This window comes from Streptomyces sp. NPDC001902 (assembly GCF_042891295.1).
Classification (GTDB): domain Bacteria; phylum Actinomycetota; class Actinomycetes; order Streptomycetales; family Streptomycetaceae; genus Actinacidiphila.
In genome coordinates, this window is the sequence record NZ_JBIATA010000012.1 from 185,246 (window position 1) to 198,166 (window position 12,921).

12 protein-coding genes are annotated in these 12,921 nt (G+C 73.3%); 8 read left to right on the forward strand and 4 right to left on the reverse strand.

Annotation, left to right across the window (positions count from 1 at the left end; all coding sequences use genetic code 11):
- Entirely contained in the window at positions 1-3,369 is a 3,369-nt protein-coding gene (locus ACFYYN_RS21155) for a S41 family peptidase (RefSeq protein ID WP_500547056.1), read from the forward strand.
- 81 nt (positions 3,370-3,450) lie between these two features.
- Here ACFYYN_RS21155 and ACFYYN_RS21160 read toward each other — a convergent pair whose 3' ends face one another.
- The 4 genes from ACFYYN_RS21160 to ACFYYN_RS21175 form a co-directional block, all read right to left on the reverse strand.
- Positions 3,451-3,711 (reverse strand): hypothetical protein, encoded by a 261-nt coding sequence (locus tag ACFYYN_RS21160; protein WP_500547057.1) that lies wholly within the window; start codon positions 3,709-3,711, stop codon positions 3,451-3,453.
- A gap of 98 nt (positions 3,712-3,809) precedes the next feature.
- On the reverse strand, positions 3,810-4,703 hold the full coding sequence (locus ACFYYN_RS21165) for an SDR family oxidoreductase (RefSeq protein ID WP_500328974.1): 894 nt from the start codon (positions 4,701-4,703) through the stop codon (positions 3,810-3,812).
- Positions 4,700-5,632: an alpha/beta fold hydrolase gene (locus tag ACFYYN_RS21170; RefSeq protein ID WP_500547058.1), complete on the reverse strand. Its 933-nt coding sequence runs from the start codon at positions 5,630-5,632 to the stop codon at positions 4,700-4,702. Before ACFYYN_RS21170 ends, ACFYYN_RS21165 begins: the two co-directional genes overlap by 4 nt.
- Positions 5,629-7,140, reverse strand: a complete 1,512-nt coding sequence (locus tag ACFYYN_RS21175) for a flavin-containing monooxygenase (RefSeq protein ID WP_500547059.1) — start codon at positions 7,138-7,140, stop codon at positions 5,629-5,631. The genes ACFYYN_RS21170 and ACFYYN_RS21175 overlap by 4 nt, the downstream gene beginning before the upstream one ends.
- A 139-nt stretch (positions 7,141-7,279) precedes the next feature.
- Here ACFYYN_RS21175 and ACFYYN_RS21180 point away from each other — a divergent pair, with 139 nt between their 5' ends.
- From ACFYYN_RS21180 to ACFYYN_RS21210, 7 genes are all read left to right on the forward strand, one after another.
- Positions 7,280-7,996, forward strand: coding sequence for a MerR family transcriptional regulator (locus ACFYYN_RS21180; protein WP_500328971.1), 717 nt, complete (start codon positions 7,280-7,282; stop codon positions 7,994-7,996).
- Positions 7,997-8,067: 71 nt separating this feature from the next.
- On the forward strand, positions 8,068-10,101 hold the full coding sequence (locus ACFYYN_RS21185; RefSeq protein WP_500547060.1) for an MDR family MFS transporter: 2,034 nt from the start codon (positions 8,068-8,070) through the stop codon (positions 10,099-10,101).
- A 50-nt stretch (positions 10,102-10,151) separates the two neighbouring features.
- Positions 10,152-10,976, forward strand: coding sequence for an arylamine N-acetyltransferase family protein (locus ACFYYN_RS21190; RefSeq protein WP_500547061.1), 825 nt, complete (start codon positions 10,152-10,154; stop codon positions 10,974-10,976).
- A 226-nt stretch (positions 10,977-11,202) separates the two neighbouring features.
- A complete protein-coding gene (locus ACFYYN_RS21195; protein ID WP_500547062.1) occupies positions 11,203-11,415 on the forward strand; it encodes a helix-turn-helix domain-containing protein in 213 nt (70 codons plus the stop codon).
- Between the two features lie 5 nt (positions 11,416-11,420).
- Entirely contained in the window at positions 11,421-12,014 is a 594-nt protein-coding gene (locus tag ACFYYN_RS21200; RefSeq protein ID WP_500547063.1) for a DUF5753 domain-containing protein, read from the forward strand.
- Positions 12,011-12,205, forward strand: a complete 195-nt coding sequence (locus tag ACFYYN_RS21205; protein ID WP_500547064.1) for a DUF397 domain-containing protein — start codon at positions 12,011-12,013, stop codon at positions 12,203-12,205. Before ACFYYN_RS21200 ends, ACFYYN_RS21205 begins: the two co-directional genes overlap by 4 nt.
- A gap of 60 nt (positions 12,206-12,265) precedes the next feature.
- Positions 12,266-12,916, forward strand: coding sequence for an HAD family acid phosphatase (locus ACFYYN_RS21210; protein ID WP_500547065.1), 651 nt, complete (start codon positions 12,266-12,268; stop codon positions 12,914-12,916).
- Positions 12,917-12,921 lie beyond the last annotated feature (5 nt).

The following is a 12,921-nucleotide window of genomic DNA, read 5'->3' on the forward strand; positions in this document are numbered from 1 at the left end:
GTGAGCGACGCCGCATACCTCCGGTTTCCGCATGTTCACGGCGAGCGGCTCTGTTTCGTCGCCGAGGACGACATCTGGGTCGCGCCCCTGGACGAGGGGCGCGCGTGGCGGGTGACGGCCGACCGGATCCGGGTCGGGCATCCGCGCTTCTCGCCCGACGGCTCCGTGATCGCCTTCAACAGCTGGCGTTCCCTCGACCCCGAGGTGTACGTCGCGCCGGTCGAGGGCGGCCCGGCCCGCCGGCTGACCTACTGGGGCAGCACCGACACGCGCGTGCGCTCCTGGACGCCGGACGGCCGGATCCTGGCGGTCTCGTCGCACGGCGAGCCGTTCTCGCACTACACGTGGGCCTACGCGATCCCCGACGAGGGCGGCCCGGGCAGCCGTCTGCCCTGGGGCCCGGTGTCGGACATCGCCGTGGACGACAGCGCCGAGGGCGAGCACCGGACGCTGCTGCTGACGGCGACCGCGCCGCACGAACCGGCCTCGTGGAAGCGGTACCGGGGCGGGGCGACGGGGCGGCTGTGGCTGCAGTGCCGGCGGCTGGTGCCGGAGGTCGACGGCCACCTGGAGTCGCCGATGTTCGTGGCGGGGCGCATCGCCTTCCTCTCCGACCACGAGGGCGTCGGCAACCTGTACTCCTGCCTGCCGGACGGCACGGACCTGCGGCGGCACACCGACCACGCCGACTTCTACGCCCGCAGCGCCGCGACCGACGGCACGCGCGTGGTCTACCAGTGCGCGGGTGAGGTGTGGCTGGTCGACGACCTCGGCCCGAGGTCGGTGCCGCACCGCGTCGCGGTCGACCTCGGCGGCCCGCGCGCCGGCCGGCGCCCGTACCAGGTCCCGGCCTCGGCGTACCTGGACGGGCTGGCCGTGGACCGCACCGGCCGCGCCAGCGCGGTGTGCGTGCGCGGCAGCCTGTACTGGCTCACCCACCGCGACGGGCCCGCGCGCACCATCTCCGACGTGCCCGGGTCGCGGGTCCGGCTGCCGGTCATGCTGGGCGACACCGGGCGGATCGCCTTCGTCACCGACGCCGAAGGCGAGGACGCCATCGAGATCGCCGCGCTGCCGGGCCGCCCCGCGGCGCTGGCCGCGGCCGACATCGCCGACGCCGACGACGCCGTCGCGCAGGCGTTGCGGTCCGTGGAGGAGGCGGAGGAGGAACCGGCGCAGGACCCGGCGTCCGCCGAGGGGCAGACGCTGCCACGGCCCCCGTGCCGCAGCGGCGGCACGCGGCTGGCGTGCGGGCTGCTCGGCCGCGTCCACGAACTGGTGCCCTCGCCCGACGGCCAGATCCTCGCCGTCGCCTCCCACGACGGGCGGCTGCTCATGGTCGACGCGGAGTCGGGCGTCGTGGCCGAGCTCGTCCGCTCCACCAACGGCCCCGTTCGTGACCTGGCCTTCTCCCCGGACTCCAACTGGATCGCCTGGTCCCACCCGGTCATCGGCCGTTCGCTGCGGAAGATCCGGATCGCCCGGCTCAGCCCGGACCCGGAGACCGGCAAGCACACCCTCATCGACGTCACCAACGGCCGTTTCGAGGACGAGCAGCCGGTCTTCACCCGCGACGGCCGCTACCTGGCCTTCCTGTCCTGGCGCGGCTTCGACCCGGTGTACGACGTGCACACCGGCGACCTGTCCTTCCCACTGGGCTGCCGCCCGCACCTGGTGCCGCTGCACTCGGCGACGCCCTCGCCCTTCGCGCTGCCCGTGGAGGGCCGCCCGCCGGGGGGCGGGCTGGACCCGACCGGCTTCGCCGAGGGGCCGCTGGCCGTGGAGGCGGCCGGGCTGCCGATGCGGGTGACGCCCTTCCCGGTGCCCGCCTCCAAGTACAGCTCGCTGGAGGCGGTGCGGGGCGGGCTGACCTGGCTGCGCTGGCCGATCTCCGGCGCGCTCGGCGAGACCTTCGTCAATCCGACCGATCCCTCCGCGCGCCCCACCCTGGAGTACTTCGGCCTGGCCAAGTCCAAGCGGGTCGAGCTGGTGCGGCACATGGACTGGTACCGGGTCAGCGGCGACGGCACGCAACTGGTGGTCTTCGACGAGGGCGACCTGACCGTGGTCCCGGCGTACGAGCCGGGCGACCTGGACTCCACCGTCTACATCGACATGCGCCGGATCCTGCACGAGGCGAACCCGCCCGCCGAGTGGCGGCAGGCGTTCGACGAGGCCGGGCGGATCATCCGCGACTACTTCTGGGCGCCGGACATGTGCGGCATCGACTGGCCGGCGATCCTCGACCAGTACCGCCCGCTGGTCGAACGGGTCGCCACCCCGGACGAGTTCGCCGACCTCCAGCGCGAGGTCCTGGGCGAACTGGGCACCTCGCACGCGTACGTGGCGCCCGCCCGCCGCAGCGAGGGGCCGCCGCACTACCAGCGGCCGATCGGGCTGCTCGGGATCAACTTCGTCCACACCAAGGACGGCCGGTGGGTGCTCGCGCGCATCCTGCCCGGCGAGTCCTCGGACTCCAGGGCCCGTTCGCCGCTGGCCGGCACCGGCGTCCTGGAGGGCGCGACGCTCACCCACGTCGACGGCCGTGCCGTCGACCCGGTCGCCGGACCCGGTCCGCTGCTGTCGGCCGCGGGCGGCACCACGGTGGAGCTGACCTTCACCCCGCCCGACGGCGGGCATCCGCGCCGGGTCGCGGTGGTGCCGCTGGTGGACGAACGGCCGCTGCGCTACCAGGACTGGGTGGCCAAACGACGCGCGGTCGTCCGGGCGTTGAGCGAGGGCAGGTGCGGCTACCTGCACATCCCCGACCTGGGGGGCTCGGGCTGGGCGCAGTTCAACCGCGACCTGCGCATCGAGATCGTCCATCCGGCGCTCATCGTCGACGTGCGCGGCAACGCGGGCGGCAACATCAGCGACCTGGTGGTGGAGAGCCTGACCCGCAAGATCCTCGGCTGGGACCACACCCGGCACGCGCAGCCGGTGAGTTACGCGGGCAACGCCCCGCGCGGGCCGATCGTGGCGCTGGCGGACGAGGCGACGGCCTCCGACGGCGACATGATCACCGCCACGTTCCGGCTGCTGGGCATCGGCCCGGTGGTGGGTCACCGCACCTGGGGCGGCGTGGTCGGCATGACCGGCCGGCATCGTCTGGGCGACGGCACGGTGATCACGGTGCCGATGAACGCCGCCTGGTTCGAGGCCTACGGCTGGTCGGTGGAGAACTACGGCGTGGAACCGGACATCCCGATCATCCGCACCCCGCTGGACTGGGCGGAGGGCCGCCGCACCGACCTGGAGGTCGCCGTGCAGACGGCACTTGACCTGCTGGAGAAGCACCCGGCCTCCACACCGCCCGATCTGTCCGACCGCCCGGACCGGCGTCGGCCCCCGCTCCCCCCGCGTCCTTGAGTCCCTCCCCCGTCAGGGACGACGGAAGGGGCGCGCCCTGAACGGGCGCGCCCCTCCACGCTCACGCCTGGACCACGCGGGTCAGCTGTCCCGGTCCTGCCGCTCGTCGATCTCCTCCAGCGAGCGCTGGCGGTCGCCCTTGGGCGTCGACTGCGGGGACGTCCTGGACGGCTGGCCGTGGCCGGGCTCGCGGTGCTGCTGCTTGCCCTGCTGGCGCATCGGCTCGCCTGCCATGCCCTGGGCGCGCTCGCGGGTCTGGCCGATGCGCTCCTGGGACTGGGGCTGAGCCTGCGGGCGGTTCTGCTGCCCGGCCTTGCTTCGCGTGGGGTCGTTCTTGCCCATGATCACTCCTTCGTGATGTATGGAATGGGCCTCGACCAGGCTGACACGGCCGGACACAGTACGCATTTCGGACGAACGCGTTCCGTGAACAGCGCTGGTCAGACGGGCCTTTCCGACCGGGCCCGCTCGTCCGCGGCGCCGCCGCGGCCGACGAGTCCGTGCCGGATGCCGCCCGCGGCGGCGATCCTCGGCTCCAGGCGGCGCATTTCGCGCCGCCCCAGGGCACCCCCGATCAGGCCCGGCAAGTACCCGCGCACGGACTGCATTCCACGCAGCCACCACTGGGCGTAGACGTGCGGCGAGCGGCGTGCGATCCCGTCCGCGATGCGCTCGACCGCCGGCTCCAGCGGGTAGGTGCGGTTGGCCGGCCAGGGCAGCCGTGCGCGGGCCTCGCGCATCACGTCGTCCTCGTCGGCGCCGCGCACCATGTCGGTGTCGGTCCAGCTCAGGTACCCCACACCGACCTTGACGCCCTTGACGCCGACTTCGGCGCGCAGGCAGTGCGCGAAGGACTCGACCCCCGCCTTGCTCGCGCAGTACGCGGTCATCAGCGGCGCCGGGGTGATCGCGGCGAGCGAGGCGATCTGCAGCAGGTAGCCGCGCGAGGCGAGGAGGGCGGGCAGGAACGCGCGGGCGGTGACCACGCTGCCGAGCAGGTTGACCTGGATGACGCGTTCGAAGTCGGCGGGGTCCACGTCCAGGAACGGACCGCCGGTCGCCACACCGGCGTTGGCGACCACGACGTCGACGCGGCCGTAGCGCTCCACGACCTCCCCGGCCACGCGGGCCATGGCCTCCCGGTCGGTGACGTCGGCCGTCCAGTACCCGGTGTCGGGGCCGATCTCCGCTGCGACGCGCTTCAGTTCGTCCGGCTCCAGCCCCACCAGCGCCAACCGGGCGCCGCGCGCGGCGAGTTTGCGGGCCAGCAGCGCCCCCACCCCACGGGCGGCGCCGGTCACCACCGCGACCTGCCCGTTCAGCGACCTGCTCATGCCGTCTCCTCCTTGACCTGGGCCCCGGGCCGCAGGTGGTCCTCGACGAGGGTGCGTACGACGCCCGCCACCGCGGCCGGTGCCTCCAGCGGCGTCATGTGGCCGAGGCCCGGCAGTTCGGTGAGCCCGGCGAACCGGGAGAGCCGGGCGGCCATGCCGTGCGCGTGCGCCGGCGGGGTGAGCTTGTCGGCGCCGCCCACGAGCACGGCGGTGGGCGCACGCAGCGCGGAGACGCCCGCGTCCAGGTCGAGCCCGGCCAGCACCCGGCCCCACGCCGCGCGCTGCCGGCGCCCGCAGGCGTGCACGATGCGGGCGGTGGCGGCCACCAGTTCCTTACTCGACGCCGCTCCCAGGATCCCGTACTTGAGCGCGGCCCGGGTCACCGCGGACTGCGGGCCGAGCGGCGCCGAACTGACCAGCAGGAAGCGGTGGAAGGCGTCGCGCACCCGCTTGCTGCGCACCCGCGGGGGCAGCACCGCCGCCTCGGCGAGCAGCCGCCCGCTGCCGGTGCTGACCAGCAGCACCGCGGCCGTGCGGGTCTGCACGGCGGCGCGGTCGCCGGCCGCCATCGCGGTCATCCCGCCCATGGAGTGGCCGACCAGCACCACCTTCTCGTCGCCCTCGACGACGGACTCCAGGACCGCGGTGAGGTCGTCGGCGAGCGCGCCGGTGCCGTAGCCGCCGCGGCGCGGGGTCCCGCTGGCGCCGTGGCCGCGCTGGTCGTACGCCACGACCCGGCACTCCCCGGCGAGTTCGTGGATGAGCGGGGCCCAGAAGAGGGTCCTGCACGTCCAGCCGTGGATCAGCACCACGGTGGGCGCGGTGCCGGCCTCGGGGCCGTACTCCTCCACGTGGATCGAGGTGCCGTCCGCGGACCGCACGGAGTGCGTGCGGCGGGCGGCCGGGAGGTCGAAGACGGACGCGGTCACGAGGCGACCTCCACGCGCTCCGGGTGCTCCCCGGGGGCACCGGCGGGCACGGTCTCGTACTCCTGCAGTTCCAGCCGGCGCGTGGCGCGCCGGAACTCCGCGGTCGTCCCGGGCCAGACGGTGGTGTTGCGGCCCTGGTCGTCCAGGTACCAGCTGACGCAGCCCCCGGTGTTCCAGACCGTGCGCGCCATGCGGCGCTGCAGTTCCCCGTTCCAGGACCGCACGGCCTCCGGGCGGGCGTCGAGCGCGGCGGCGCCGGTGGTGTCCAGGGCACGCAGGTACGCGGCGACGTAGTTCAGCGAGGACTCGATCATCAGGATCATCGAGCTGTTCCCGAGACCCGTGTTGGGTCCGATGACGAACAGCAGGTTGGGGAACCCGTCGACGGTGCAGCCGCGCAGCGCGGCCATGCCGTCCTTCCAGTGCTCGGTCAGCGAGCGGCCGTCGGCGCCGAACACCCGATCGCCGATGGGCATGTCGGTGACGTGGAAGCCGGTGCCGAACACGATGGCGTCGGCCTCGCGCTCGGTGCCGTCGGCCATGACGAGGGTCGAGCCGCGCACCTCCTTCAGCGCGGAGGCGACGACCTCGGTGTTGGGCCGCGCGAGCGCCGGGTAGTAGTCGTTGGACAGCAGGATGCGCTTGCAGCCGATCCGGTAGTCGGGGGTCAGCTTGGCCCGCAGCGCCGGGTCCTTGACGGCCTTGCGCAGGTGCGCGGCCGCCATGGCCTGGGCGCCGCGCATCATCGCCGGGCGCTTGGTGAACGCGCCGACCTGGAACTCGCGGATCAGCCAGAGCAGTCCGCGCCGCGCCCTGGCGGTGGCCGGCACCTTGCCGTGCAGCCACTGCTCGGCCCGGCTGATCCCGCGGTCCATGCGCGGCATCACCCACGGGGGCGTCCGCTGCACCACGGTCAGGCGCTCCACCTCGGGCTGGATCGCGGGCACGATCTGGATGGCCGAGGCCCCGGTGCCGACCATGGCGACCCGCTTGCCCTTGAGGTCGAAGTCATGGTCCCACTGCGAGGAGTGGAAGACCTTCCCCGGGAAGGCGTCGAGACCGGGGACGTCCGGCAGCTTGGGGTCGGACAGCGGCCCGGTGGCCGAGACCACGACGTCGGCGGTGAGTTCGCCGCGGGAGGTGGTGATGCGCCAGTGCCGGGCGCCGGCCTCCCAGCGGGCCTCGGTGACCTCCGTGCCGAGGCGCAGGTGCGGGCGGAGGCCGAAGGTGTCCGCGACCCGTTCCAGGTAGGCCCGGATGTGCGGCTGGCCGGAGAAGGTGCGCGGCCACTGCGGGTTCGGCGCGAAGGAGAACGAGTACAGGTGCGAGGGCACGTCGCAGGCGCACCCCGGGTACCTGTTGTCCCGCCACGTCCCGCCGACGGAGTCCCGGCGCTCCAGGACGACGAAGTCGGTGATCCCCTCGCGTCGCAGCCGTACGGCGGCGCCGAGTCCGCCGAACCCCGATCCGATCACCGCAACCCGCACGTGTTCGCTGTGTCCGGCCATACCGCCGCCTCTCGGTGCCGCCCCTTGCCGAATCGCGCCAGTGTTCACTGGCGCGGTTCGGAGCGTAGACCAGAAGGCGTTACCAGCGGTAGAGGGCGGGCGGCGCGATGTGACGCGCGCACCGCATAGGCTGATCGGCGTGGCGACGCACGAGCGCGAGTACCGGATGGACGAGTTGGCCGAAGCGGCCGGGGTCCCGGTGCGTACCGTCCGCTTCTACCGGGAGCGCAAGCTGCTCCCGGCGCCGCGCCGCGAGGGCCGCATCACCTGGTACAACGACCACCACCTGGCCCGGCTGCGGACCATCACGGCCCTGCTGGAGCGGGGCCACACCCTCGGCGGCATCGCCGAGCTGATGGACGCCTGGGAGAGCGGCCGCCGCGACGTCGGCGAACTGCTCGGCCTGGACCCGGGACTGCCCACCCGCTGGTCGGAGGAGGAGCCGCTGCGGCTCACCCCGGAGGGCCTCGCCGACCACTACGGCGACCAGGCCACCGCGGAGAACCTGGCCACCGCCCTGGACATCGGCTACCTCGCCGTGGACGGCGACGACGTCGTCCACGTCAGCCGCCGGCTGCTTGAGGCCTCGGCCGCACTGGTCCGGGAGGGCGTCCCGCTCGCCGAGGTGCTCGCCGCGGGCCGCGCCATGCGGGGCCGCATGGACCTGCTCGCCGAGCTCTTCGTCGAGCTGGCCCGCACCTACGTCCTGCCGGACGCGGAGGCCGACCTGCAGTCCGGCGACACCACCCGGCTGAGCGAGGCGATCGCCCGGCTGCGTCCCCTGGTGCAGGCCGTCGTCGAGGCGGAGCTCGCCCTGGCGATCGACCGCAGGCTGCGCGAGGAGCTCAAGCGGTAGCGGACGCCCGCGCATAGCCCGTACGGGCGTGTGGCCGGGCGGCACCGGCGGGCCCGCGCGAGGGTGGAGCCATGGCCGTCACCGTCCCCACCGCCGGCCGGCCGCCCGCCCTGAGCCGCCGCCAGACCAACGTCGTCTTCGTGACGATCGTGCTCGGCCTGCTGCTGGCGGCCCTGGACCAGACGATCGTCTCCACCGCGCTCCCGACGATCGTCGCGGACCTCGGCGGTGCCGGGCACATGGCCTGGGTGGTCACGGCCTACCTGCTGGCGGAGACCGTCTCCACCGTACTGGTCGGCAAGTTCGGCGACCTGTTCGGCCGCAAGGTCGTCTTCCAGGTCAGCGCGGTCGTCTTCGTCGCCGGCTCGGTCTTCGCGGGCGCCGCCACCAGCATGCTCATGCTGATCGTCGCCCGCGCCGTCCAGGGGATCGGCGGCGGCGGGCTCATGGTCACGGCGATGGCCCTGATCGCCGACGTCATCCCGCTGCGCGAGCGCGGCAAGTACCAGGGCGCGCTGGGCGCGGTCTTCGGGGTCACGACGGTCGTCGGCCCGACGCTGGGCGGTCTGTTCACCGACCACGCCACCTGGCGCTGGTGCTTCTACGTCAACGTCCCCGTCGCGATCGTGATGGTCGTGATGGCCGCCCGTACCGTCCCCGTCGTCCGGGCCGCCGTCCGCCCCGTCGTCGACTACGCGGGCATCGCGCTGGTCGCCCTGGGCGCCTCGGGACTGGTGCTCGCCCTGGAGTGGGGCGGCAGCCAGTACGCCTGGGACTCCGCCGTCGTGGTCGGGCTGTTCGTCTCCTCGGCCGTGCTGCTGACCGCGTTCGTCCTGGTCGAGCTGCGCGCGAGGGAGCCGATGCTCCCCATGCACCTGTTCCGCAACCCGGTCTTCGTCGTGTGCTCGCTGCTCAGCTTCATCGTCGGCTTCGCGCTGCTGGGCGCGCTCACCTACCTGCCGACCTACCTCCAGTTCGTCGACGGGGTCTCCGCCACCGAGTCCGGGGTCCGCACCCTCCCGCTCGTCGCCGGACTGCTCGGCACGTCCATGGCCTCCGGCACCGTCATCGGCCGCACCGGGCGCTACAAGGCCTTCCCCATCGCGGGCACCGCCGTCATGGCGCTCGGCCTGTACCTGATGTCCACCATGGACCGGGCGACCGGGCCGTGGCTGGAGTCCCTGTACATGCTCGTCTTCGGCCTCGGCATCGGCCTGGCCATGCAGGTCCTGACGATCGCCGTCCAGAACACCGTCGCGTACGCGGAACTGGGCACCGCCACCTCCGGGGTGACCTTCTTCCGCACCCTCGGCAGCGCCTTCGGCACCGCCGTCTTCGGCACCCTGTACGGCAACCGGCTCGGCCCCGCCCTGTCCGCCGCCCTCGCCGAGGTGCCCGGCGTCCCGGCCGCCGCGGCGCAGGACCCGCAGGCCCTGCGGGCGCTCCCGCCCGACCGGGCCGCCCCGATCGTCGACGCCTACGCCGACACGATCCAGCACGTCTTCCTGTGGGTCGCCCCGGTGGCCCTGGCCGGTTTCGTCATCGCCTGGTTCCTCAAGGAGGTGCCGCTGCGCGACAGCGCCCGCGCCGGCGCCTCGGACATGGGTGAGGGCTTCTCCGCCCCCGACTCCCCCGACGCCGTCGTCCAACTGGAGCGGGCGGTCGCGGGCGTCATGCGCCGCGAACACGCCGCGGAGCCCGCCGTCGCCCTCCGCATCCTGGCCGACTCCGGTTCCCCGCTCACCCCGGGCGAGGCCTGGGCGCTCGGGCAGATCCACTGGCGCGACCGCTTCCAGGGCGGCGCCTCACTGGACGCCGTCGCCCGCGCCCACCACATGCCCGGCGAGGTCCTCGAACCCGCCTTCGCCAAGGTGGCCCGCGGCGGCTGGGCCCGCGTGGACGGCGACACCCTCGCCCTCACCGCGGCCGGCCGCGCCCAGCTCGACCTCCTCGCCGCGGCCTGGCGCCGCTGGCTGGACTCCCGGCTCGACGACTGGACGATCGCCGACCCCGCCGACCGTGCCCTGATGGACCGCGCCGTCGACAGCCTCGCCCGCAAACTCCTGGAGGAGAGCGAGGACGACCGCCACCCCGCGCCCGTGTAGGGGCCGGTCCGTGGGGCGAAGGAATCGCCCCGCATCCGTAGGGTGGTCGTATGACGCTCGATCTCGATGCCTATCTCGCCCGCATCGGCTGGGCCGGGGAAGTCCGCCCCACGGCGGAGGTGCTGCGGTCCGTGCACCGCGCCCACATGCTGGGCATCCCGTTCGAGAACCTCGACCCCGTCCTGGGCCGGGCGCCCTCGCTCGCGCTGCCCGACCTGGAGGCAAAGCTCGTCCACGGCCGGCGCGGGGGCTACTGCTACGAGCACAACACCCTGTTCGCCGCGGCGCTCACCGCCCTCGGGTTCCGGGTCACGCTGCTCACCGCGCGCGTGCTCGTGGGGGCGAAGCCGGGGGACGTCCGCCCCCGTACGCACATGCTCATGCTCGCCGAGGTGCCCGGCGAGCCGGTGCCGTACGTGAGCGACGTCGGCTTCGGGAGCATCGGCGCCCTGCTGGAGCCGTTGCCGCTGGTGGCGGACGTGGAGCTGCACGACGCGCCGCGCCGCCACCGGCTGGTCCACGCGCCGCACGACGGGCCGCTGGAACTGTGGAAGCTCCAGGCGTACCCGCCCGGCGCCGGTGACGACGGCTGGGAGGACCAGTACGCCTTCACGGTGGAACCCTTCCAGGCCCCCGACTACGAGGTCATCAACTGGCACGTGGCGACCAATCCGCGCTCCCCCTTCTCCCGCGGCGTCTACGCCCAGCGCACCACCGGCGACGCGCACCTGTCCCTGACCGGACGCCACCTGACGGAGACGACGGCCGACGGCACCCGCAAGGAACGGGAACTGGCGGACGCGGACGAGGTGCTGCGGGTCCTGGCGGACGAATTCGCCCTACGGCTCCCGGAGGGGACGCGACTGCCGGAGTGACCCCGCGCTACGACGCGTCGTCCCCCTCGGCGAGGGTGTGCGCGACCGCGCGGGCGCCGTGAACCCATCGGAGCGGCGATGCCGCCCGCGTCGCACCGCGAGGGAAGCCTGCAAGCCGATTCCCCGCGTCAGGTGAATTCCGCCGGTTCCCGGCGCGCCGCCGGCCGCCGCGTGCCTAGCGTGGCGCTGCGGGACGACGCCAGGGCAGCCGGACGGGGGTGGCCGCGTGACGGTCGAGGACAAGCGCTCGGTGAGCATGAGGATCTTCGGAGACCTGCTCAGGGCGCTGCGCGAGGGTCAGGGGCTCACCCTGGACGCGGTGGCGGCGCACACGGGCTACTCGAAGTCGCAGACCGTCAAGATCGAGTGCGGTGAGCGCATCGCCAGCACAGCGTTCATCGACAGGCCGAGCAACTGCTGGGCTCACCCGGGGCGCTGAAGGCGGTGGCACCCCATCTGTCCCGGGAGAAGCTGCCCGTGGGGTACGGGGAGTACGCGGACGAGGAGGCCCGGGCGCTGAGCCTGGGCGCGTACGACTCCCATGTCATCAAGGGCCTGCTGCAGACCGAGGCCTACATGCGCGCGGTCTTCGCGGCCCGCTGTCCGGCCCTGGAGGAGGACGAGGCCGAGCGCTGGACCGAGGACCGGCTGGCCCGCCAGGCGCTGTTCACCCGCAAGCCGGTGTGCATGCTCTCCTTCGTCCTGGAGGAGTGGGTCCTGCGCCGCCCGACGGGTGGACCGGCCGTGATGAGGGAGCAGTTGCGGCACCTCGTCGAGGTGGGGCGGCGGCGCAACGTCCAGATCCAGGTGATGCCGGCACGCTACGGGACCCACGCCGGCCTCGACGGCCCCTTCACCCTGCTGGAGAACCCCGAACGCCACCTGCTCGCCTACGCCGAGGGCCAGGCCGGGGGCCTGCTCACCGATGACCGGAAAAGGGTCAGTCTGCTCCACCAGCGCTATGGCATGATCCGGGCGCAGGCCCTCACGCCGGAGGACTCGGCCAAGGTGATCGAGCAGATTGCGGGTGAACTGTGAGCGCTCTCGTGTGGTTCAAGTCCCGTCACAGTGGCAGCGACGGTGGTGATTGCGTCGAGGTGGCGGTCGGCCCGGCCGCCGTCCACGTACGGGACTCCAAGGACAGGTCCGGCCCGGTTCTGGCCTTCGAGCCGGACGCGTGGACCGCGTTCGTGGCCTTCGCCGGCCAATTGTCCGCGCCCCAAGGATAGTTACCAACCGGTAATCCGAACGCCAGTTTCCGCTTACCCGCACCAGCGAACGTACGGTGCATGACAACCCTCAAAACCCTCACCTGGAGACGCGGCGCCGTCGTCGCGGCGATCATCGCCGCCGGGGTGTCCGGCATCGCGCTCCCCGCCGACGCGCACGCCTCCGAGCCCACCGGCGTCCCGGTGGCGGCGGCCACCACGGCCTCCGCCACCGCCGCCTCGGTCGACCACGGGACCTGGCTGCGGGACGTGCGCCCGGTGATCGACCAGGCGCACACCTACGTCCAGGACCGCACGGCCGCCCGGAAGCCCGGCGAGAAGCTGGCGATCGTGCTGGACATCGACAACACCGCGCTGGAGACGTACTTCGACTGGTGGTTCCCCCCGGCCGTGGCGCCGACGCGTGACCTCGCCCGGTACGCGGACTCCCGTGGCGTGGACGTCTTCTTCGTCACCGCCCGGCCGGACTTCATCTACCCGGCCACGCACTACAACCTCGACCGCGAGGGCTACCCGGTCGCCGGGCTCTACGGCCGTTCGATCCCGGACCTCTTCGACGAGGTCAGCGCGTACAAGACGGCGCAGCGCGCCGCCATCGAGAAGCGCGGATACACGATCGTCGCGAACATCGGCAACAACACCACCGACCTGGTGGGCGGCCACGCCGAGCGCACCTTCAAGCTCCCCGACTACGACGGCCTCCTGGACTGACACCG

Excerpts from the sequence above, each read along its gene's own strand:
- ACFYYN_RS21160 (WP_500547057.1), bottom strand. The coding sequence starts at position 3,711 with ATGGGCAAGAACGACCCCACGCGAAGCAAGGCCGGGCAGCAGAACCGC.
- ACFYYN_RS21185 (WP_500547060.1), top strand. The coding sequence starts at position 8,068 with ATGGCCGTCACCGTCCCCACCGCCGGCCGGCCGCCCGCCCTGAGCCGC.
- ACFYYN_RS21165 (WP_500328974.1), bottom strand. The coding sequence starts at position 4,703 with ATGAGCAGGTCGCTGAACGGGCAGGTCGCGGTGGTGACCGGCGCCGCC.
- ACFYYN_RS21175 (WP_500547059.1), bottom strand. The coding sequence starts at position 7,140 with ATGGCCGGACACAGCGAACACGTGCGGGTTGCGGTGATCGGATCGGGG.
- ACFYYN_RS21210 (WP_500547065.1), top strand. The coding sequence starts at position 12,266 with ATGACAACCCTCAAAACCCTCACCTGGAGACGCGGCGCCGTCGTCGCG.
- ACFYYN_RS21190 (WP_500547061.1), top strand. The coding sequence starts at position 10,152 with ATGACGCTCGATCTCGATGCCTATCTCGCCCGCATCGGCTGGGCCGGG.